Below are 23,977 nucleotides of genomic sequence, written 5' to 3'. Positions count from 1 at the left end.
AAATTTAGCAAACTATTTAAGTAATCGGCAATTTTATAATAAACAATGAGCCTTCATTGGCGTCACTTTCTAATTCAATTGTACCTCCATGAAGGGAAAGAAATTCCTTGACAATGGATAACCCCAAGCCAGTTCCCTGAATGTTTTTCACATTGGTGGCGCGGTAAAAGGTGGTAAAGAGGCCCTTCTGATCTTTTTTCGGAATTCCAATTCCGTAGTCTTTAATCCGGATTTCTACCTCATTTAGTTTTTCAAACTTTATGGTAAGCTCAGGATCTGGCATTCCTTCGGAATACTTCAATGCATTAGTTACCAGGTTGGTAATTACCTGCTCAATCAATTGAGCGTCAACATTGGCAAGTTGATTTACCCCAATAGTTTCAAATTTTACTTTTCTGCGATCTGCTCTTCCGTGAGTTATTTTTTGAAGGGTAGATTCTATAAGCAATTCTAGGTCAACAGGATATTTAGAAATTTCAATTTTACCTGCGTCTAATCTTCCCAGCATGAGAATATCATTCATCAAATTGGTCACCCGACTGATTTCAGAACTAATTCTGCCCAGATATTTGCCATATTTTTCTTCTGCCTTGGGATCTTCAGCTTCCAGCATATAGCTGATTAGGTCCACATTCTGCTTGATGGTAGTCAATGGGGTACGAAACTCATGAGAGGTCATGGAAACAAATCGTGATTTCAACTCATTGACTTCTCTCTCCTTATTCAAAGCTTTCTTGGTTTCTTCCTGAGATTCTTTTTGCAGTGTGATGTCTCTAGAAAAAGCAGTAAAGGATTTTACCCCTTGGCTCACGATGGGAATGATGGCCAATTCAATGGGAAATTCTCTCCCATTTTTGTGCATGGCTGTGATTTCAATTCGTTGATTTAGTACAGGTCCTTTTCCGGTAGCCATATAGCGATCCATCCCTTGGCTATGCGATTGTCTGTGCTGGTTTGGGATAATATTTTCAGTCAGACTTTTACCCAAAACTTCTTCTTTGGTCCAGCCAAAGGTTTCTTCAGCCCTTGGATTCCATTCGGTTATCTTGCCTCGGTCATTAATGGAAATGATGGCATCCATTGCACTGTTGACAACTGCTCTGAGTTTATTCTCACTTTCCCGTAATTCGTTTTCAGCCTTTTCTTGCCGCCTTTTTGCTTTGGCATTTTTTATCCGCGTGGCAGCAAGATTTGCGATGGTGGAAAGGGTTTCCAAATGTTTTTGGGTGAAGAAATTGGCTTCCTCATGCTCAGAATCTATGATCCCCAATACTTTTCCCTCATAAATAATGGGAACACTGATTTCAGAAAGTCTTACCTGATCATCTGCGATGTATCGTGGGTCTTTTCTGGTATCCTTGACAATCTCAGCCTTGCCGCTTTTTGCCACATGGCCAACTATTCCTTTGCCAAAAGGAATGCTTATTGGATTAAGAATTTCTCTACCCTTAGTCTTGTTTTCTCCATAGGCAGCTAATTGCTCCAATACTTGCTTGTCTTCATTTAGGACATAAATCACGCAGTCAGAAAACCCGAATTTTTCAATCACATTTTCGGCAATTTCCCATGCGATGGAATAAATGTCCTCTTGGTCTAAAAGAGTTGTAACAAAGGAATTGATGGATGTAAGAAATTGCTTTTGCTGGGCCAGTTCGAGGTTTTTTGCCTTTAGTGTTTCTTGCTCTTTTTTTAATTCCTCCCTGTTATTCTGATTGGAAATAATATAGCCGACAAATCTGGAGAAAAGGCGGAAAAATTCCAGTTCGTTTTGGGTGAATTCATGAGACCTTACTTTTTCATTTCCTAAGGCAATAACGCCTATTGGCTTATTGTCAACTGTAAAAGGAATAAAAAGACAGGAGGATAAGCCGAAGGATTCCATTAATTCGTTTTCAGCGAATTCTGATTCGCTCACATCAGGAATAGCAATTAGCCGATTCTCCTTATATGAAATCCCGGAAGGAGTCCCTTCTATTGGAATGCTAAACTCTTTTCCTTCTGGCATTGGGGTATCCATTACCGTATGCAAATACACCAAGTTTTCTTCCTTGGCTAAAAGAATTCCTCCTTTGGAAAACTCCAGAAAATCCATGATTACCTCTAGTCCGGATTGAAGCTGAGCAGATATGGAAAGCTCATAATTGGAGGCAATTTCATTTAAGCGAAGCAGTCCGGAGTTAAACGTTTCGATGGTTTTTTGAAGCCTTTGTGTACTGAGCAGATAGGTTACAAAACGGGCGAAAAGCCTAAAAAACTCAAAATCATAACTCGAAAATCCTTCTGGTTTGGGATTAAAATCTCCTAAAATTAATGATCCAAATTTCTTCCCGTCTAGCGCTATAGGCATGCTCAACAAGGACTTGATCGACATTTCCTGTACGGTCGTATAGTGGCTGTAAGGAGAATTAGCAACATCCGGAATAGCAATCAGTCGTTGTTCCAAAAATGATATCCCGGGAATTGACCCATGCAGGGGTAAATATTCCATGTAGTCTTTCGGAATCAAATGCGGATTTACATTTTTGATTACCCTTAGACGATCACCTTCTGCCTCCACTACACCACCTATGGATAATTTGAAATACTTGGATACCATCTGAAGCCCCTTCTCAAGTTGCTCATCTAGGGTAAGATTTGTGTCAGAAGTAATTCGGTTGAGCTCCTCTAGTCCATGCGTATACCGATCCAAGTTTTCCCCAAATTTCTTGAGTTCCAGCTCATTTTTTTTCCTTTGAGTGATATCTACATGGACGCCAATAGAGCCTATTCTTTCTCCCAGAGAATTATAAGATGGGGCTCCTGAAATGAGGCAATAAAATGAGGAGCCATCTTTCCTGAGGATTTCAGCCTCGTATACACTGGACTGGTTTTTTTCCCGAAGCTTGTGTTCCTTTTCAATTTTCTTTCTGACTTCTTCTGATGTCAGGACAGAGGAGGCTTTTTTTCCGATCAATTCATCCTGAGTATAGCCTGTGATTTTACACATGGCTTCATTGATGAAAGTGATTTTCTCCTCCAGATCAACCTCTATCAGTCCAAACTGTAAATTCTGGATAATACTTTGGTACTTTTCTTCAGATTTTCTCTTCAATAAATCAGCCTCGTATCGCTCTGTAATTACTCGGGCGACGGCCATGGCTCCGGTGATTTCCCCGCCTTTTCTGAGCAATTGCACGTTTTGGCCTATCCATATTTTTTCACCCTTTTCGGTGATTGCCGGAAACTCCAGATAGGTAGATTGCTTTTTTTGGTCAAATTGCTCCCGGTAAAAATCTCTTACCTTATCCCTACTTTCTTCAGGAATTAACTCCAGGTATTTTTTTTCTAGGAGTGATTTTTTTGAGTACCCAAAAATCTCTGAGGCCTTGGCATTTACAAAAGTAAAATACCCTTTTAGGTCCGTTTCATAGATGATATCTCCTGCTTCTTCGACAAGCAATCGGTATCTCTCGATGGAAAAGCTGGGAAATGACGATTCTTCTTTCAAGGCTTCTTCTGGGGTTTTGGGTAGATTTTTATTTCTATAAGATAAGTGATGCAAATCAAGAAGAAAACCGATAAGTCGATTGATCTTTTCGATGAATGAACCCGATTTTTCGACGAGTGAAATTTTACCAGTTCAAAAAGTGAAAATTGAGGTCTTTTTCAAGAAAGTATTTGAAAACGAGACCGATCCAAAAAGTCTCCTTTACTACAGGTAATCCTTGATCAGTGAAATGGATTTCGTAAAAAAACCCGGGATAAACCCAATTCTTCCTTTTCCATTGCCCAAGAAAATTCCAACTTAGTAGAGATGAAAAAGCTCCTGATACTTCCTTCGGTTTGTCTTGCACTAGTCTTTTCCTGCTCTCAAAAAAAGCAGGAGTTTGGTTTGGAAATATCCACGGATGCCAGCCAGATTTTGAAAGGCAAGGCTCTTTTTGAGCAGAATTGCTCCACTTGCCACAATTTCAATGAGGATGCGATTGGACCAAACCTGAGCGGACTTACCCGACAGGTAGAAACGTCCTGGATCCGTGAGTTTATCAAAAATCCACAGCAGGCGATAGATGCGAAGGATCCTCGAGCTTTGGAACTGCTGGCCAAATACAAAACTCCAATGCCCGGTTTTCCTCAATTGGGTGAGGAAATCGAGGCAATTCTGAGCTACCTCCATACTTTCGAGACGCTTCCCTTAGAAATCAGTGGGGACACCACCTCCAACCTGATCCCTGAAAAAATTCAGGACTCCGGAATTCGATTGGAAGTGGAGCTTTTTGCGCAGCTACCCGCTTCAGACACCATGCCTCCTTTGGCCAAAATGACCAAAATGGAGCCTATTCCAGGCACAGAAAGATTGATGATCAATGATCAACGGATTGGGATTTATGAAATAGTAAATCAGGAGCCGATTCTTTATTTGAATGTTTTAGAAAAGCGTCCTGCAATGGTGAGCAAGCCGGGTTGGGCCACAGGGGTTGGAAGTTTTGCATTCCATCCTGAATTTGAAAGCAATGGTTTGTTTTATACTGCGCATACAGAACCGGGAGGGACACAAGTCTCTGATTTTGGATTTACGGATAGCCTGAAGGTTTTTATGCAATGGGTCTTGACCGAATGGAAAGCTGAAGACCCCAAAGCAAAGGTTTTTAAAGGAACAGATCGGGAAATTTTGAGAATTGACAATTCCTCTCAAGCGCATGGAATGCAGGAATTAACCTTCAATCCGAATTCCAAAAAAGGGGATTCTGACTTTGGTCTATTGTATATCGGCTATGGAGATGGAGGCACTGCAGAAAAGCGATTCGCGGCAATTTCTAATCATCAAGGGGCTGGGATTTATAGCAGCATTATAAGAATTGATCCATTAGGAACCGATGGTAAAAATGGAAAATATGGAATTCCAAAAATCAATCCTTTTGCCGGAGTTCCTGGAAAAGCGGGAGAAATTGTAGCCTATGGATTCCGGAATCCAAATCGAATTTTCTGGGATTCTAAAGGTCAATTGTTTGCCACTGATATTGGGCAACATAGCATAGAAGAAATCAATAAAATAGAGCCAGGTAAATTTTACGGCTGGCCGATTCGGGAAGGAAGGTTTCGAATCAATCCTTTTGGAAGTTTCAGAGCACTTTATCCTTTGGGAGAGGATGATGCCAAAGCTGGGGTGACTTATCCTTTGATTCAACTGGAGCATGACGAAACAGTTGCGGTCATTGGAGGCTATTTTATTCCTTCCGGAAAGCTTCAAGGCAAGTTCGTTTTCGGGGATATTCCTTCTGGTCGACTTTTCTTTGCTGACCTTTCTCAGCCCAATCCTGAGGTTCAGACTTGGGGTGTCACATTTGAAGGAAAGGAGATTTCCATGAAAGCATTGGTCAATAATGACCGGGTGGATTTGAAATTCGGAATTGATGGAAAAGGCAATGTCTTTATCATGAGCAAAGCGGAAGGGAAGGTTTATAAATTAAGACTATAAGTCCTCAAGCATAAAAAAAGCCCGTTTTAACGGGCTTTTGCTTTATTTATAGATCATTTGGTAGTACTCTTTGGCCATTCGGTCACTTTCGAATTCATGGCGTACATCGTGCATTCCCGCCTGGATGATATCTCTCCATTTTCTCTTGTTGCTGTAGTAGAGTGGAAGAATTTCCCCCTGAAGGATTTCATACAAATGGTTCAAGTCCCACTGATCTTGGTCATGAATGCTTAAGTTTTGGTAATCAGACTGAGGAATGATGAAGCAGTTTTCGCCATGTCTGGCAAATTCACAAATCCAGCCATCATAGGTACTGAAATTCACCCCTCCATTCATAGAAGCGGTCATCCCCGAAGTGCCGGAAGCTTCTCTTGGAACTCTAGGGTTATTCAACCAAACGTCAGAGGCCTGCTTTAGGCGCTTGCTCAAGGTAAGTTCATAACCCACACAAACCGCCACATTTTTGAAGCGCTTGCTCAGGTGAACTAGGGAGTTGAAAACTGAAATAGCTCCATAGTCCATTGGGTAAGGTTTTCCAGCCCAAATGATTTGTACCGGAAATTGGGAGTTATTCACCAGGTTTTCGAATCGCTCCATATCCTGAGCGATCAAGTCAGGTCTTTTGTAGGCCGCAAATCTTCTTGCCCAAACAATAGTCAACACGTCCGGATCGAAGATTTTCCCGGTTTGATCTGCCACAATTTCAAAAGCCCGCTTCTTGAGGTATCGCTTTCTATCATCAAATCCTTCATTGTCGGCTTCCTCCATAAATCTGTAAAGCTGCTTGTCCGCCCAATATTTCCAGTTTTGCGCATTGGTGATCGCCTGGATTTCCGGAATATCCGAATAGCCTCCCCACATTTTCCGGCTTACTTCTCCGTGTAGCTGGCTTACCCCATTTGCCTCTCTGGCAAATCTCAAAGCCGCCAAGCTGTGATTAAAGATGTTGCCATCAATTCCGGTTATTTTTTGAGCCTCAGCAATGGAGTAGCCATAGAAGAAGCTCATTTTGTCCAAAAGATGGTAATCATGTTTTTCATTACCCGCTTCCTCTGGCGTATGGGTGGTGAAGACCAAGCGTTTTTTGATCTCTTCCTTATTGCCATACTTATTCATCAAGTAAAAAACGCTGCTCAGTCCATGTGCTTCATTCAGGTGATAGACATCAGGATTGAAATTGAGTTCATCAATCAGTTTGGCCCCACCAATACCCAAAATCATCATCTGGGCGATTTTGGCGGCAGTATCTGAATCGTAAAGTTTATGAGTAATAGTCTGGCTCAGGTAGTCATTTTCAGGCAAATCGGTGCTTAATAGGAAAAGAGGAGCCGATTTGAAGGTATCCGGTGGAAGGTACCAAGCCTTCACCCAAACGGGTTGATTGTGAACAGGTACGGTAAATTTGATCCCTGTATCCACCAAAAAGCTGTATTGCTTTTCGTACCAATCCGCTTTTAGGGTTTGGTCATGATTTCGGATTTGGTCGTAGTAGCCGTATTTCCAAAGGATACCCACACCGATTAGGTTTTGCTTCAGGTCATAAGCGCTTCGCAAATGTGAGCCTGAAAGGAATCCCAAACCTCCGCTGTATATTTTTAGAGGTTGGTGAATGGCAAATTCCATGGAAAAGTAAGCCACGGATTTGCTGTATTCTGAGGCAGGTTTATAGGGAACCTTATAATTTTTAAAGTCAGTCATAGCATCGAAAATTGAGGGCTCAAAATAACTGAAATCCAAATGGATTAAACTTAAATTTTGATAAAATTACTTTTGCCCAAATTCAAGGTTATGCTTTAGTGTGCTTTCCACATTGGAAAATGAAAAAGACCTAAACTCTCCGAAATTTTCCTTTTCGGGATTTAGGTCTTTCTTTCTACAACAGGATTAACTTAGGCAAATGCTTTTCTAGCTTCCCGATCTGGGTCATTTTTTACTTCAGAGACATCGTTCAAAACCATAGTCTCTCCTTTTTCCGGAGTGAATTTTGGCCAATTTGGTAAGCCTCCTGCATTGGGATTTCCGGTTTTCATAAATGCTAGAAGGGAAGACGACATTTTCTCCGAAAGCATTCTTGGACGCTTTCCTCCTCCGGTATGAGTGTACATTCGGTCTGTATTATCAAACCAGAAACAAATGTCAATGCAGTGGAAAGCCCTCATTCTACCGTTGTATAAATTAGGCTCCCAACCAAACCAGGCCATATACACCGGCGCACCCTGCTTGGCTTTGGCATTACCGCAAGCCACGGCATTTACTCTGTTTGAAGCGGCTAAGGCGACAATTTCAGCAGGCTTTTTCCCAGGAAAATGTGTAGCGTATGCCTGATAGGCCGCCCCGGCTTTATCTCCTAATCTAGGCTTTAGCATCTCAATCGCTTGATCCGGGCCTGCCGCTTCCAATTGGGGATTGGTTCGGGTGACTCCCCATTCATGGAAAGTGGTACAAATCATTAAAGGGATTTGGGATTCGTGGCTGGAAGGATTGGAGAAAAACTCACCTTTTGGGACATTCACTCCATCGGCTACCGGACCGAATCCTCCTCGGAATCCTGGTTGAGGGAATTCTTTTCTCATCCTGTCCAAGGCCTTATTGGCAACGTCGATATAGGTTCTCCAAGGCATTTCTTGGAGTTTATCCAAAGTAGCCGGAGTCAGCCCAGCTTCCTCCATCACATATTGACCTAATTTGCGGCTGTACTCTTGATCATTGGCCACCAACATACTTCCGCTTAGTGCAACCCCTTTGTGCACAAGTCCTTTTGCTGCAGGCATGGACATCGTGCAGGTAACTTTCGCTCCGCCCCCAGATTGGCCCATGATCGTAACATTTGTCGGGTCTCCTCCAAAATTGGCAATGTTGTCCCTGACCCATTCCAGAGAAGCGATGATGTCCAGTTGACTTACATTTCCTGAATGAGCGAATTTTTCTCCCCCTACTCCGGAAAGATCCGTAAACCCAATCGGCCCCAAGCGATGATTGATCGAGACAAATACGATTTCTCCTTTTTTGGCGAGATTTTCCCCATGGTAGCCATCTTGTTCGATTCCATTTCCATTGGTAAATCCACCTCCGTGTAGCCAAACTAACACCGGTCTTTTTTTACCATCAGCAATTCCGTTAGTCCAGACATTCAGTTTGAGGCAATCCTCACTTACATCATCGTAATTCCAGTGGTCAGCAAAGGAATAGTGGACATTTGCATAGCGGTTGTCCATGATTTGTGGGGCCGTATTTCCCCACCAAATGGTGTCCTTGATTCCTTCCCAGTTTGCTGGTTTTTGTGGAGGCATAAAACGGTTTTTTCCCGAAGTATCTGCTCCATAAGGCACTCCCAGAAAAGTATATACTCCGTTCAGTTGATAGCCTCTTACTTTGCCATAGGCAGTATTAGCCACTGCGATATCATCTCCGATTTGAAGGATTTGATCCTCGTCGGCTTCTTGAGAATTGGTTGAAAGAGGGTTTGCATTTACAGCAAATGGGGCAGCTGCAATACCTGCTGTTCCCAGACCGATTTTTTGCAAAAAATCTCGTCGGTTATTTTTCATAAGGGTTTGGATTTAAGGTCAATTCACTATTGTCTCAAATTGTATAAATAGAAGGAGAATTCAAAACCGTTAAAAATCTTATTCTTCCTTTAAGATTTGATCTTTGCTGAACCACTAAGTAGAGGCTGACTAGATATTGGCTTTTCGTAGAAATAAGAGATCAGAATGTATCTGTTTTTTGACTTTTCCTCTCAGAAGAAAAATGGAGTAGGGGTTGATTTCCTTTCAATAGAATGATTGATCAACGACCACTCATGTAGTCAAAAAATTTTCTGGTAAATCTATTAGCATTTTCCAGTATTTAAATGATTAAATTATCTCGGAAAAAGTGAGGTAGGCTTTCATTTTTATTATATATAATCTCTTTTTACACTATTTAATATTGGATAGATACAATTTTATAACATTAATTATTAGCTAGAATGAAAACAAAAGTTGGAATAGGACACAGCAACCAAACGGATTCCTATTTAGCCGGCAAAGAAGCCGCAAGCAAAGCCAAAGCCAATGGACAAATTGATCGAGCAGATTTTGCTTTGATTTTTTGTGGAGGCAAGCACAATCCCAAACAATTTCTTCAAGGCGTCAATGAAATCCTTCCCGATTGCGAAAAAGCGGGAGGTACTTCCTTCGGAATTATCACGGATTCATTTATCGGGTATGATGGATTTGAGGTAGGGGTCACCATTTTTAGTTCGGACAAAATCAAGTTTGAGGTCGTCAAACAAGGAGGTCTAAACTTGAATGAAGCGAAAGCTGGGGAAGAACTTGGAAAGAAAATTCAGGCGATCGCTGGAGACGATCTGAAGGGCCTCATGGTATTTTATGACTCCAGTAAACAGCAAAGCCCTCCAATGCTCAACTTTGCTACGCCCCTTTTTGCTTCCATGGAGCCTTACCTGCCTGCAGGTTTGCCTTGCGTTGGGGGTGGATTTCTGGCTGATATGATGCTGAGCGAATGCTACCAGATCGTCAATAATGAAGTTATGACCCAGCATGTCATTGCGATCATGATTTCAGGAGATTGCGTGATGGAGTCCACCATTCTTCATGGCTGCCATCCATGCAGTGATTATTTGACCATCACCAAATCAGAAGGCCCGGTTATTTTTGAAATTGACGGTTCTCCAGCCATTGCCAAAGTACAGGAGCTTTTGGGAGGAGCGGATCAAGTGGATGTCAAGGATTTTGCAATGAATGTCACCTTTGGGGTAAACAGAGGGGATAAGTTTGGGGAGTTTAAAGAAAGTGATTTTGCAAATCGACTTGCATTGGCAGTTGATGAGGAGCATCAAGCCTTGATCATGTTTGAGCCGGATTTGACTGCTGGAACCGAAGTACAACTGATGCGCAGAAACCTTGAACCGGATTATGTCCAGGGTGAAATTCAAAACTTAAAGCGTAAAATGGAAGGTTCTTCTCCAGTATTTTCTTTTTATATCAACTGTGGGGGAAGGGCTCGGCCTTTTTCAGGAGTAGATTTTGAGGATGCAGAGCAAGTTCAGCATGCCGTAGCCGGAATCCCCTTGTCTGGGTTTTATTCAGGAGTAGAAGTAGCCCGAGTAGGGGGAGTACTTCAGCCTCTGGATTGGACAGGAGTATTGTGTTTTTTAGCAGAAAAATAAAAGACAACGATGTCGTCCCTAGAGGAAAAATTAGAGCAAGCGCAGAAGGAAATCAATTATTACAAGAACAGGTTGAAGGACCTGACTACTACTTGTATGAGTTTGGAGTACCGCAATTCTGATCTCTCTAAGGACGTAATTCAAATGGCCGAAGGACTGAAAGTCATCGCCGAACTCCAAAATGTAGATGCCAATAGCGAACTGGACGTGCTTTTTGATAATCTTGCAGAAAGCATCAACGTCCGTCTCAAAATGGACGTGGCATCGATTCTCTTGCCAGAAGTACAGGGTACGTTAAATTTTAGGCTCAAATACCTCAAAGGCTTTGGTACCTACAACACAGAAGGCGTTCGCGAAAAAATCATTGAAGTTCCTTCGGCTTTTTTTGAAAGCAAAAACTCAGTCATTCTCAATCAGGACGAGCCTCATGATGAATTTGAAAAATATCTCCGGGATCAATTGGAAATCCACCATTTGATCTTCTCTCCGATTATCCATAATCGAGAGATTTTGGGGTATTTTTTTGCTGGACGTAGGCCTCAGTTGCTGCAAAAAGGAAAAGGTGTACTTCCCTATCACCTGAATATTCTAGATGCGATTGGAGGAGTGATCTCGACTGTCCAAAATCAGCTCGAAAGGCAGGCTGTTTTGGAAAGACTGGTTGAGGAAAGGACCAAAGAGCTCAAAGAAGAAAAGGAGATCAGTGAAAACTTACTCCTCAATATTCTTCCCTATGAAACCACCCAGGAGCTCAAAGCCAAAGGAACTGTAAAAGCCAAGGATTACAATTTGGTGACGGTATTGTTCACGGATTTCAAAAACTTTACTCAGTTCAGTGCTGGACTTTCGTCCAAAGATCTGGTAGAGCAAATCGACTTTTACTACCGGGAGATTGATCAGATCACTAGTAGGCTGGGTATCGAAAAGATCAAAACCATTGGCGATAGCTACATGTGTGTGGCAGGCCTGCCGGTAGAGCGAGAAGATCATGCCGTAATTGCTGTCAGAGCCGCTTTGGAAATCCGGGATTTTGTGGATCAAGTCAAGCAAGAGCGACAAAAAGAGGGTAGACCTTATTTTGAAATTCGAATCGGACTAAACAGCGGTCCCGTAGTTGCCGGGATTGTAGGGATCAAGAAATTTGCCTATGACATCTGGGGAGATACGGTCAATGTAGCCTCCCGAATGGAATCCTCTGGCGAAGCCGGAAAGATCAACATCAGTGAGAGTACCTTTCAGCTAGTTCAGGAGGAGTTTTCCTGCCACTATCGAGGAGAAATCCCAGCCAAAAATGCGGGGAACATCCGAATGTATTTTGTAGAGCCGAAAGGCTAAAGCGTAGCGTTTTTAGCGTACCCGGGCTGATGAAGCCTATTTAAAATTCTCAACCCTCTTAATCTTAATGCAATGAGTCAATTCGATTTTCCTCGGATTAATTTTCATGGGTCTGTCTTATTTGATGTGGCAACTGCCAACAATGGAAGATTTGATCCATTACAAGTGTATGACCAGGTTTTAGCCCGGCCAATAATTCCACCAATCGTCAATCTGACCCCTGACCTAATCCCTTCAGTAAAAGCTGCCGGATATACTGTTCAGCCAGGTAATTATGTAGAAATAAGCTCCATCAATACCGTCGAGCTTTTTGATCAATGGGCCACTCAGGTGTTGGGTAAATGTTCATTAGACTCTGAGTATTGGGCCTTATATGGACTAGTACCGCTTACCAACCCAACAACAGACGGAGTACAAGAAATGCTAAATGCAGGTTGGGTTCAGCCAGGCTATTGGAATTATTTCGGAGACATGAGCGTCTTTACTGAAGATGTTCAAATCACTGGAATCCAATTACCAGATGGTAATGGAGGAGTATCGACCTATGTGCCTGGGAATACCTCTGGATGTCCTGCTGGATTTCTCCCTCTTTTGGGTGCTAATTTTTCATTTCATGAAGATTTTTATGCCCAAAACCCCAAGACTTCGGCGATGTTTTGTGATGTGGATAGCATAGGGCAAACCTGTACCCAGCTCTTTTTTGGAAATGCAGGGGTATACAATCCCAATTCAAGCACTCCCAAAACTTATTTCTCCGGAAAGCCATGCAAAGCCACCTTCAATTGGCTTGGAATCAGTAAAGTTATCAACTGGTTTGCCGATTTGCTGATGCCAATGAGTGGATGTGCGTATTTTTATACTACGATCGATTTAACCCAAGGCACTACAGATCCAAGCTTCCAACAAGCATTGAACCAAGCAGCAGGGTATTCGGTGACCCATTTGTCCGTGAAAATTTTGGTGCATCAGGTGTATGAAGTTCATAATCCGGATTATTCTACCATGCCGACCGTACCTTTAGGCAATAACCAAACCCCAGTACACAAAAATCCGGCAAGAGCTGCTATTTCCGGCTCCATTACCCCATTTGTGCCGGGTGATATGACGACCAATACCATTGGCAGAATTCTGAAAAATCCAACCTCCGCCAATCCTACTGCTGACACTTCCAGCATGGATATCCCAACGACCCAAGCTGGAGTCAAAGTAACTCTAAAATCTCCTCTACAGCTTTGTCCGGCGTTTTTGAAAATCAATGAAGCCTACGGAATGATTTCCCTTGACTTGATCGGGACTATCAGTGAGTATGGCATTGGGTTCTTACCAACCTTAGGTTACGGTGGCCCTACGTCGATTCTTCCCTTTCAGTCTTTTGAGAATTATGACTTTGGAACTTTAAACCTTGTTTTTTATCCGGACAATGGAAGCCCATCCATTACTATTGGGCAATTGACCCATATTGACAATTACAATATGGCAAATTTCATTGCTCAGGGGGGCGTGTTTGATTTTGCATTACCTGCCAATGTGGATTGGTCTCTTGGGTCATTTCAGTTGCTTTCAGGATTGAGTCCGTTGATGGTAGAAGATGACTATTTGATTATTACCGATCAGCAAGGAACTTATGCAGAGCAAAACCAACCCGCCGGATATGGGTATAAATCGGATGGAAGCGGAAGAGGTCCTGTCATATTAAGGGTTTTTCGAAGGGGAATCCCAGTTTCCTCTTCATCTCCTGTGACAGGGGTCTACCAATTTCCTGGCTCAACTGGGATAATTAGTACTCCCTTTCACTTTTATGATGGGGTGAGTTTTGTCTATCCTGTAAACCAAGCAGGATGCACCCAGTACGTATTCGCAATTACACCCAACCAGCAATTTCCTTCCGGTCCTGGCCAAGGATTGTACTTCGCAGCAAATAATTATAGTATTACCACTCGGGTTTTGGATGCTTTCTCTAGGCTAGACCCGTACTTGGAAGGTCTTCTACCAATTACATGGGATGTAATCATGAATGAAGTTTTAAAAAATTACGAGACCGTCCTTCCCATTATGTATGCGGTCCTTCCCTTTACAGAGCAAAATTGGACAGAGCCCAATACACTTCGTTACCTTCTTGGAGCCATTGATGAATCTGCCTGGAGCGAACCCTATTACATGCCAGTGACTCGGGAATTGTCTGCCAAGCAACGAAAACTTCTACAAAAGTGGGCAAACGACCTGCTCAACCAACCTAACTCCTGATCGTATGAAAAATCAACTTTCCCTCTGGACCGGGGCATTGGCTAGCCTGCTGATGATCTGGGCTTGTACTCCTACTTCCCAGCAAGAGCCCGAAGGAGACCAACCTTTCCAAGCTCAGTTGGAAAAACTCAAATCCTCCACCGATTCTGTTTACACGGATTTCATCCAGATGACCTTGGTCGCTCATACACTCAATTTTTACCTTCCAGCTATCCAAAGCCCGGTCATGGGCAATGTAAATGGTCTTTGGGTGCTTTTGGGCGGGAGAAAATCAGGCCTGCACAGCATGGACCAAGATCCTCCCTCTTTTCAAACGCTTCAGGCGAATGACTCCATTTGGGTAATCGATCTAGATAATAACCAATCGTACGGAATACCTGCTCCAGCGCCGTATTTCAAATACCTGACCGCAAGTAGCCAGCAGTATTTTCAGGATGGAAATACCCTTTACGTCAGCGGTGGATTTACCTTTCGGGATAGCACCAGTCAGGTGAGCAATTGGACCTCGGATGCTTTCATGGAAATTGACCTGCCCAGCTTGATTCAATATGTCCAATCCAATGGATCCCAGCCTGCTTTGGAATCGGTTGTTACCAAATTCATCCAAGATCCTTTCCTTCAAGTCACTGGAGGAGAGATGATGGTTTCCAATGGGAATTTTTACCTGATCGGAGGCCAAAATTATGATTCCGCCTACATGCCCCAAAAAGAGGGTAAGTATACCAATGCGATTCGAAAGTTTGAATTGATTCAGGGGAATTTGGGCTGGGGAATTACAGATACCCTGAGTGTGATAGATCCGGTAAATCTACACCGCAGAGATTTCAACCTAGCGGAGGTTTTACTCCCGGATCAGGATTCATTAGGGGCGGTGATTTATGGAGGAGTGTTTACAGATCAGGACATGGCTTATCAAAGCCCGGTTTACATTACGGGATTGGGGGCTGGCAATCCTACTGTCCAGCTGGACAGTCAGCTGCTTCAGCAGGTGAACCTTTATTCGAGCGCTAAAATCAATTCATTTTTGGGCAATTGGCCGTATCGGATGAATCGGATTGCCCTATTTGGAGGGATTACTTACCAAGCGCTGAGCAAGGATTCCTCTTCACTGGAGATTCCTCCTGCCAGTTTGGCTTTGCCTTTTTCCAATTTGATGTCCTCTTTATACACAGACGGAGTTCAGGAGTCAGTAGAATTGGTACAACTCCCTCCCAATTCCCTTTTGCCGGGTTATCTCGGAGCAAACGCAGTTTTTATACCAGTGACTTCCTATTTGTACGGAAACTCTTCTACCATTTTGGATCTTAACAAGGTCTTCAGCAACACCAATCCTGGACCAGTGCTGGTCGGGTTTATTTATGGAGGGATCTTATCCCCGGCGCCAAATACCTTTACCCCTAGGGGGCCAAGGGTAACCCAGCCAAATCCTGTTTTGTATGAGGTTTACATGTCATTAAAAGACGTCCATTGAGACAACTAAAAAGGGCGAAAGTAAATCTTTCGCCCTTTTGATAGTAGAGGTATTTGGGATTTCGACTGAGCTTACATGGCAGGGACAGTGTCCGCCGCCGCTTTTTGGGCAGCCTCGTATTCCATCATGGCTGACATGATGGTGGAATTGTCCCAGTACCCATGGTCTTTGACAATTTTTCCATCCACAAACTGGAAGGTTTCATGGAATGGTATCTCAAAAGATTTACCTGAAGCAGTATGGGTTGCTTTCCAGGTGCCCCAGCAGTTCACCCATTTTTCTCCGTTGTCGGTGGTGACCATCTCGATGGCGTCGTCTTCAACCGTCACGGAGATTTGACTAAAATCCCCCATTTCGGATTTTTGCCCCTCTATCATTTGGTCGACGGTGATGGGGTTTTCCTTGGTGGCATTAATGAAAATCTGCGCGTTCTCTGCGTAAAAGGGACGCTGCCCTTCGTAATCTCCGCTGGCTGAGGCAGCCAGTAATGCCTTGACTGAATCAATCTCAGGAGCTTGCATTGTGTAGCGAGCTTCTTGTTTACAAGCCCCGAAAATCAAGGCCATCATGAGAATAAGCATTGTTTTTTTCATGTGTGATTGGGTTAAGTTGTGAAAACTAAGTTTAGGCAATCTTACTCTAGGCTATTAGAATTTGAAGATGTAGTTGTTTTCCGGAAAGGATATCTTTTTTGGTAGCTGAGGCATCTCCAGAGCCACTCCATAGGTCCATAGAGGTAATATTTGAGCCAAATTGGGCTAATAATTAACTGGAATATCCAAGTGCCGAAGACCACGTAGAGTAATTCGTAACGCTCCAGTTTGCCAAAGAGTCCGAATCCCATTCCCGTGAATACAAACATGCAAATCACTGAATGCATGAAATAATTTGTCAAGGCCATCTTGCCTACTGCTGCCATACTACGCTTGAATCCTTTCAAGAAATTAGCTTGGCAGAAAAGCAGGATCAAGCCCACGTGCCCCATACTTACCGCAACCCTTCCTACGTCATAGGTAATATTGGCTTCGTAAAAAGCGAGGGGAGAAAAGCTATTATCCATGATATGAGTGATTTCCAGCCAATTCACCGTAAGCCCAATCCCATATCCCAGGAGCACCATTAGCCAATAAGTCTTTGAAGACTTTTCAGCTGAGAGGATATTTAACTTAAATAAAGCTATTCCTAGGAGCATCATGCTGAGTACATCCCAGGCATTGTATCGGTAGAACATCATTTTTTCAAACTCCATGTTGATTGGAGCTCTTACCGCTAAAACATCAAAATATCCCCCTTGATTTTTCTTGTTGGCTTCGTTGATTTTCTCCTGAGATCTTTCCTCTGCTCTTTTTTCCATCACTTCTTTAGCGCCTTTGAGGGAATCTGGAAGGGCGATTTCTTGAGCTACCAACTGCTCCACTTGTTCTATTTCAGCGGAAAGCCTTTTCTCGGCTTTGTAATCAAAATAGTTCCAAGTACCGCCAATTAGAAATAGGATTGAGGCATAAAGAATCAGTCTTTTCGGTTGGAGTTTCCGAAAGGAAAAAACCAAAAATCCCATCAATGCATAATCAAATAGAATTTCCCCTGGCCATAAGAAAATGTATCCATGAAGGATTCCGAAAAATAGAAGCCATATCAACCTCCGGAAATACACGTCAGCCGCAGTGATTCCAGCCCCTTTTTTTTCCAAACGGTCCAGAAAAATGAACATACCTACCCCGAACAGCAAGGAGAAAAGACCCCTCATGGTACCTTCAAAAAACAAGTTGGTGCTAATCCAGGTCAATCTATTTAATCCTGTGAAACCTCCGGTCACGGTAGGATCATTGTAGGCATTATAGAGTCCGAATGCATTGATATTCATCAATAGAATACCAAAAAGAACAAAGCCTCTCATGATATCCAGAGAGGCGATACGGTCATTCCCCTGTATAGGAGTTAGTAAGTTTGCTTGAGAGGTGCTTTCCAAAATTTTTTAGCGTTTTGTGTAAAAATCCGTTTGATAAACGTATCCGAGGCAGGTAATCAAGGAATCTTTTTTAAATCCAATTCCTTTTAAAAACAGTTGGTAGTCGAATCTACCAAATTCCTTTCAAAAAAATGTTGATTTTCAATTTATTAAATTATCGAAAGGCAGAAAAAATGCCTAATCCAAAAAATTTCATAAACTAAAAATTAGTCAATATTCAATGTAAACCGAATGGTGAATTCTGTCCCCCTTCCCTCCTGACTTTCGACTTTTAATTCTCCTCCATGAGCTTTGAGAATATCATAACTCAAACTTAAACCCAGCCCCGTTCCTAGCCCAGTGGGCTTTGTGGTAAAGAAAGGTTGGAAGATCTTGTCTTTGATGGAGTCTGGAATTCCTGATCCGTTGTCTGCAATGGATATAAGGATCTCCCCTTCTTTATTCTCTTTTGGAGGGTTATACTTGGAGGAAACGGTCACTATTCCGGTGAATTCAGAACCAGCAGTTTTGGAGCGATCATTCACGGCATAGAAGGCATTGTTGATCAAATTGAGAAAAACCCGACCTAAGTCCTGTTGTACTGCTTCTATTTTTGGAAGTTCAGGATCCAGATCCAATTTGAAATCCGACTTTAGCCCCTTGTCCTTGGCCTTTGAGCCATGAAAACTTAGCCTCAAACATTCATCCAATAAGGCATTAAGTTCAGTAGGACTTTTTTGGCTGGAATTTCCCCGGCTATGTGCAAGCATTCCTTTGACGATGGAATCAGCTCTTTTTCCGTGATGGGAGATTTTGACCAGATTGTCTTTCAGGTCTTCTGCAATGGCTTTGACTTCTTCCATATTTCCCTGTTCGATCTCCTCATTCAATTCATCCAAAAGCTCCGCACTCACCTCTGAAAAGTTGTTTACAAAATTGAGCGGATTTTGGATTTCATGGGCGATTCCTGCAGTTAGCTCCCCGAGTGAGGCCATTTTTTCCGAATGGATCAATTGAGATTGAGTGGTCTTCAGATCCTCAAGAGATTTTTTGAGCTGCTCGGTTCTATGCTGGACCTTTTCTTCCAAAACTCGATTTTCCTTTTTTAGATAGGCTGACCGAACCTGAACCACACTGTAAATTATTCCTCCACCAATACCCAAGAAAATTAAATAAGCCCACCAAGTCTGGTTCCATGGGGGAAGGACGGTAAACGTAAAAGTATCAGGAGCACTCCATCTTCGATTAAAATCAGAAGAGGCTACTTTGAAGGTGTAGGTCCCTGGTGTCAGGTTATAATAAATTCGTGAAGTGGATTTTGAACTGGGCTTGGACCAAGAGTTATCCATTCCTTCTAATATGTAGCTGTACTGGATTTTATCTCTTCCTCTGGGGGTAGAGTTTACGAATTCAAAGCTTATTGAATTTTGATCATGAGGAACTTCTAGGTTAATAGGAAGCCCGGTGAAATTTAGTGTGCCTTCCCATCTAAATTTGTTATTCACGTAATACCCTGAATCTGCTGGAAGGCCATCTGCTAAAAAAAACTTCCCTTCATTCGAAGTCCAAAGGGTATCTTCTTTACCCAGTTTTTCTTTGATATCAGCTATGCGAATAAAGTGGTTTTGCTGATCCATGATTTTGATACCCGAAAGATGAACTTTGGGCGGACTTAGATCTAAAATAGGCTCTTGAAGTGTAGCAGTTAAAATAGGAGATGCTCCCCACCAGACTTGACCATTTCGAAGAACCTTGGCTGTGGATTGATTGAAATCTACATAAGGGAATCCTTCTGCAATTCCATAATTGTAAAATTCCCAAGGCTGGGATGGCATTTGCTCGGTAGGTCTAAAAACGCGAATGATTCCTCTTTCTGAACCAATGTGAATGATTCCTTTATTTTCTACAATATCATATAAAGCGGGTGGTATAAGTCCGTTTTTTAAGCCAATATGAGTGATTTCAGAGAAAGTTGGATTGAATATTGAAAGCCCCTCATCAGTACCCACAATCATTTCTCCTGCCTCATTTTGATAGATCATTGAGGTATAATCACTAGGTAGACCTGATTCCTTTTTGATATTTCTAATGGTATTTTTGACTGGATCTAGGATACTTAGTCCGGTATCTGAAGCTACCCATATTCTTCCTTGGCGATCTTCCTCCAAAACAAAGGCTAAATTACCTGCAAGCCCTTGAGCCTTTCCCAAGCTTAGCCAAATTCCGCTAACCGGATCAAAAACATTAACCCCAAGTCCTCCTCCAAACCAGAATTTATTGTCCTTAGATACCAAACCGTTAAAAAAAACAGTATTTATATCGGTATTCCGACTATCATACCAATCGATTTTTTGAGTGTCTAAATCAAAAATTCCAAATCCACCTACAGCAGTATAGAGAAATTTTCGCTCTCCAATGTTCCTAATTCTCCTAGAGCTATTAGTGGAAATAGTGGAGGGTAATTTGAAAAGGTGGAGTCTCTTGGTTTTTGGATCATAGATATCTAATCCAGCATAAGTAGAAAGATATACCCTACCTTGATCGTCCTCCGCAATTCCCCAAACATCGTTGCTTTCCAGGCCCTGATCGGTGGTGAAATGTTCGGGCATCATTCCCTTGGTATCGTATATTAAAATACCATCAGCCTGAGTTCCCTGAAGCAACATCCCGTCTTCTTTTAATTGAGAAGCTGGAGGAAATTGCGTTCTTCGAAGTGTAGACCCAGTATGGATTTTTCTAGAGGTTTGCTGAATAGGGTCCAATACAAAAATGGTGTCATTAGCACTAAACCAAAGACGGTCTTTGAAGTCTTGGTTAATTGAAAACGGTTGGCCATTAAATCCTTGTTCCGAGCCAATTTTCTTTATTTTTTGATCTTTTAGAGAAATTCCATGTGCATTTGGACTAAAACTGGAAATCCATAAGGTTCCTGTTTTATCTTCCAAAAATTCAAATGGAACCCCAATTTGCAAGCCTTCATTTATACCAATCAGAGAAATGCTTTTTCGATCTGGAGATACTATTCCAATGGTGTTGTTGTACCCCACCCATAGGTTATTATCTCTATCTTCTTCCACACCGAAGGATACACTTAGGTCATTATTTGGAGAAGAAATTGGAAGGGGAGTTTCCTTTTTTTCAGCCAAATCAATTTTGTAAAGAGTGTTGATCGCCCCCCAAAGTTGACCGGATTTATCACGTTTGATACGGATAAATCCATGACTCATTTGGTAGTGTTCCACCAAATCCAAGTTGGGATTAAAGCGGTAGATTCCAGAGCTTTGGCTGGAAATCAAAAGACTTCCATCTTCCTCCATAATGAGATCTGAAAGCGTCTCGATAGCGCCTGTTACATCTTTTTGAAAGAAGTTATAAAAGGAAAAAAACTCCCCGTCGTACTTATGTAGGCCCTGCTCGGTGGTGATCCAAGTTACCCCTAGGGAGTCGGAAGCCATGGCAAGGATTCTGTTTCCAATCATTCCCTCAGCTTGACCAAGTTTTACCATTCCGGAAGTGCCTCCTCTCCAAACTGAAGGGTTGCTTGCTGCAAGAATCCTAGGAGGATCTGATAGAAATTTCCGGACCTTAATGGGATTCGATTTTAAGGTGTCCCAATTAATTTCAATCTTTTTAAGTTGATCTCTATCAAAAGGAATTTCTGTTATAGGATTGGCTAGGGGTTTAAAATCATTGACTACAAATGGTTTGGAAGGCATTTGTGAAATCACAAAAGGGAAGGTAGTCTTTTTAGGGGCATACTGTGAATCTATGGTATCCCACTGAATAGTTTGTTCGGCTGGAAAAGAAAAGGGAATTGGTTTTGGGGTTTCCCAACCATTTGGGTTTTCAGGAAAAGGGATTTCTTCTCTTTGGCTACAGGAAAAGAATGTTAAAGGTAGAAAGGCCAAAAGAAGCAGAGATTTACCTGAGATGATCTTTCTTATAGGAATACTTGGAGCCATATGCTGATTAAGGGTATAATGTAAAAATGAAGAATTGAACTTACCCTTATCTCAATGACCGAACTCTCCAATCGGAAATTGAACTATGGATGGAAAAAGTTACTCATTTTTAGAGATTTACCGACAAAGAATCCCTAAAATCATTTGAAAATAGCTCCTTTTTCCTAATAAAATTTGGATGACCAAAGAGGACTACCCTTGTAAAATAACACGAAAGATACTCCCTTCACCCTCTTTACTTTCTAATCCCAACTCTCCACCATGGGCTTTCACTATATCATAGGATAAGGATAATCCCAAACCAGTCCCAGACCCTGTGGGTTTGGTGGTGAAGAAAGGTTGGAAGATCTTGTCTTTGATAGCCTCTGGAATGCCAATTCCATTGTCTTTTATTGAAATCTCAATTCCTGAAGAGGTTTTATTTGTGGATACTATTATCTCAGGTTTATAACCTCCGTCACCTTGAGTTTGGAGAAGGGTTGCCTTTTCTCCACAGGCATAAAGCGCATTATTGACCAAATTGAGTATGACTTTTCCCAAATCTGAGGGGATGACTTCAACCTGTGGGAGACCTGGATCCAGCATAAAATTCAAATTCACCTCAAGAGACTGATCTTTTGCTTGATGATTTCGATAAGCTAACTGGGTAATTTCGCTTATAAGCTTGTTGATGTCTGTGAGTTCTTTTTGTCCTGTACCTGTTTTGGAGTGCTCGAGCATGCTTTTTACGATTGCATCTGCCCGTTTGCCGTGATGATTGATTTTGCTCAGATTGGCTTTTAGATCCTCTGCAATTTCCTCCGCTGCTTGTCCATTACCAGCAGCAAGCTCTTCCCTCATTTCTTCAATCAAGTCTGTACTTAACTCTGAAAAATTATTCACAAAGTTCAGCGGGTTCTGAATCTCATGGGCGATACCTGCCGTGAGCTGTCCAAGGGAGGCAAGTTTTTCTTGCTGAATGAGTTGGGCTTGAGCTGCTTTTAGATCCTCAAGTGTTTTTTGAAGGGCTTCATTACTTTCTTCTACTGCTTTCCTTTTCAGCTCTAACTCTTCAATGGTTTCTTCCAGTAAAATGGCAGTGGTACGTTTTACTTTCTCGGTGCGGTCAAGTTTGAATTCCAAAATAGTCAACTCTTTATCCGCATCCTTCAGGGATTTATTTAGCGCTGATTTTTGCTCATCAGAGATGGCTTCAATCTGAAGTAGTGTGTCGAGAATATGTTGAAGATGTATGTTCATTTATTTTTCCTTCAGTACTACACAACAGGTGGTGAGATTATGCATCTCCAGATTTCCCCCGGTTGCACGTGCCAGTTCTGCATTACTAAACATGCCTACCATAGGCACATCCCATACGTTGCGCATGCCTTCAATTTCATCCCCAATCAATGGACCCAGCGTGATATACCTTCCTGCACAACTAAAAATAACCAATGCATCTGCTTCTTCTATTTCTGTTGCCTTCAGCTCTTCGCATGCTTTAATTACCTTATCGATCACATCAAAATCCGGAGGCAGAGAAAAGCGTACTTTGGATCCTTGCGGTACTGAGCCACTGCAGTAAAATGAATGATCACTCCAGTCTACCAGCAGGCCAGGCCTCATGACCGGGTCCCCGACTTCCCGTTGCAACTGCAACGGAAATTGAGCCGCCACCTCTATGGAAAATCCACCATTCTCGGGTGTTATATTTTCTAAGCCACCATATTTCGCGGTGAGGTCGAGGACAGGAACATCATCTACCGTAAAAACATGATTACCATCACTCTTGGTTACGGTTCGTTCCGTGCCCACTGCTTTCCAACCGCAGGTGGCCCTACCCCTTATTTTTATTTTATTCTCATCAATCGCTAAGACGATAACACCTCTTTTAGATTCTTGAGTGTTGGTGAAAACAAATTGATTGGTAAAAGAGAAATCATCGCCTGCCATCCCACCGTAAATATTCACTTGCTTGCCTATGACATCTTCGAAGCCAAAAAGCAATTGCTCAGCATCGGTTTCCATATGGCTGCCTGCCATTAGAAATGCAGGGTTGGAAAAATCCTTCAAAGCCTTTTTTGCAATGCCTGCTGCCACTTCTCGGTAATTCTTTAGTGGATATTCCTCAAAATAGATTTGGAAATATGCCTGATTCATGTCTAAAAGCATGATAGCTGCTTCTCCTAATACTACTTCTTCATCCATAAAACCGCCGTTTGTAGTAGCCCCAAAAATGGCCAAACCTGCTTCGTCCAATATTTCGCAGATGGCATGGAGGTCTTGTTTGACGGAAACAAAAGCAATGGCAAGGCTGGGTTTGAAACCATCCGCCATACTGGCCTCCAATTCAGTTTTAATTTCTTCAGGTGATGCACCTTTGATTGATTTCGCTATCATGGGTTCA

At 42.3% G+C, this 23,977-nt stretch carries 13 protein-coding genes; 5 read left to right on the top strand and 8 right to left on the bottom strand.

Features of this window, described 5'->3' with window-relative positions:
* Positions 1 to 16: 16 nt before the first annotated feature.
* A complete protein-coding gene (locus DFQ04_RS08360) occupies positions 17 to 3,487 on the bottom strand; it encodes a PAS domain S-box protein (protein WP_133554714.1) in 3,471 nt (1,156 codons plus the stop codon).
* 306 nt (positions 3,488 to 3,793) lie between these two features.
* Here DFQ04_RS08360 and DFQ04_RS08355 point away from each other — a divergent pair, with 306 nt between their 5' ends.
* Positions 3,794 to 5,458: a PQQ-dependent sugar dehydrogenase gene (locus DFQ04_RS08355; protein ID WP_133554713.1), complete on the top strand. Its 1,665-nt coding sequence runs from the start codon at positions 3,794 to 3,796 to the stop codon at positions 5,456 to 5,458.
* Positions 5,459 to 5,500: 42 nt separating this feature from the next.
* On the opposite strand, the gene glgP is transcribed toward DFQ04_RS08355, so the two are convergent.
* Entirely contained in the window at positions 5,501 to 7,156 is a 1,656-nt protein-coding gene (gene glgP / locus DFQ04_RS08350) for an alpha-glucan family phosphorylase (RefSeq protein ID WP_133554711.1), read from the bottom strand.
* 191 nt (positions 7,157 to 7,347) lie between these two features.
* Positions 7,348 to 9,006 carry a carboxylesterase/lipase family protein gene (locus DFQ04_RS08345; RefSeq protein ID WP_133554709.1) on the bottom strand — a complete coding sequence of 553 codons (1,659 nt, stop codon included), beginning with the start codon at positions 9,004 to 9,006 and terminating at the stop codon, positions 7,348 to 7,350.
* 422 nt (positions 9,007 to 9,428) lie between these two features.
* On the opposite strand from DFQ04_RS08345, the gene DFQ04_RS08340 reads away from it, so the two are divergent.
* The 4 genes from DFQ04_RS08340 to DFQ04_RS08325 all read left to right on the top strand — a co-directional run bounded on the left by DFQ04_RS08340 (position 9,429) and on the right by DFQ04_RS08325 (position 15,681).
* Positions 9,429 to 10,631 (top strand): FIST signal transduction protein, encoded by a 1,203-nt coding sequence (locus DFQ04_RS08340; protein ID WP_133554707.1) that lies wholly within the window; start codon positions 9,429 to 9,431, stop codon positions 10,629 to 10,631.
* Between the two features lie 9 nt (positions 10,632 to 10,640).
* Positions 10,641 to 11,966 carry an adenylate/guanylate cyclase domain-containing protein gene (locus DFQ04_RS08335; protein WP_133554706.1) on the top strand — a complete coding sequence of 442 codons (1,326 nt, stop codon included), beginning with the start codon at positions 10,641 to 10,643 and terminating at the stop codon, positions 11,964 to 11,966.
* Positions 11,967 to 12,038: 72 nt separating this feature from the next.
* Positions 12,039 to 14,210 (top strand): hypothetical protein, encoded by a 2,172-nt coding sequence (locus DFQ04_RS08330; RefSeq protein WP_133554704.1) that lies wholly within the window; start codon positions 12,039 to 12,041, stop codon positions 14,208 to 14,210.
* A gap of 4 nt (positions 14,211 to 14,214) precedes the next feature.
* Positions 14,215 to 15,681 carry a hypothetical protein gene (locus DFQ04_RS08325; protein ID WP_133554702.1) on the top strand — a complete coding sequence of 489 codons (1,467 nt, stop codon included), beginning with the start codon at positions 14,215 to 14,217 and terminating at the stop codon, positions 15,679 to 15,681.
* Between the two features lie 71 nt (positions 15,682 to 15,752).
* On the opposite strand, the gene DFQ04_RS08320 is transcribed toward DFQ04_RS08325, so the two are convergent.
* The 5 genes from DFQ04_RS08320 to DFQ04_RS08300 all read right to left on the bottom strand — a co-directional run bounded on the left by DFQ04_RS08320 (position 15,753) and on the right by DFQ04_RS08300 (position 23,970).
* A complete protein-coding gene (locus DFQ04_RS08320) occupies positions 15,753 to 16,274 on the bottom strand; it encodes a nuclear transport factor 2 family protein (protein ID WP_133554700.1) in 522 nt (173 codons plus the stop codon).
* A 41-nt stretch (positions 16,275 to 16,315) separates the two neighbouring features.
* The gene (locus tag DFQ04_RS08315; RefSeq protein WP_243739652.1) at positions 16,316 to 17,650 is read right to left on the bottom strand and encodes a DUF418 domain-containing protein; all 1,335 of its coding nucleotides are present in this window, start codon (positions 17,648 to 17,650) and stop codon (positions 16,316 to 16,318) included.
* 206 nt (positions 17,651 to 17,856) lie between these two features.
* A complete protein-coding gene (locus tag DFQ04_RS08310) occupies positions 17,857 to 21,591 on the bottom strand; it encodes an ATP-binding protein (protein WP_133554698.1) in 3,735 nt (1,244 codons plus the stop codon).
* A gap of 192 nt (positions 21,592 to 21,783) precedes the next feature.
* Entirely contained in the window at positions 21,784 to 22,830 is a 1,047-nt protein-coding gene (locus DFQ04_RS08305; RefSeq protein ID WP_133554696.1) for a sensor histidine kinase, read from the bottom strand.
* On the bottom strand, positions 22,831 to 23,970 hold the full coding sequence (locus DFQ04_RS08300) for an FIST signal transduction protein (RefSeq protein WP_133554694.1): 1,140 nt from the start codon (positions 23,968 to 23,970) through the stop codon (positions 22,831 to 22,833). It lies immediately after the preceding gene.
* Between the last annotated feature and the right edge of the window lie 7 nt (positions 23,971 to 23,977).

This window comes from Algoriphagus boseongensis, assembly GCF_004362805.1.
Lineage (GTDB): Bacteria > Bacteroidota > Bacteroidia > Cytophagales > Cyclobacteriaceae > Algoriphagus > Algoriphagus boseongensis.
The sequence above is the reverse complement of the archived record's forward strand: the minus strand, read 5'-3'. Positions and strand labels throughout refer to the sequence as shown.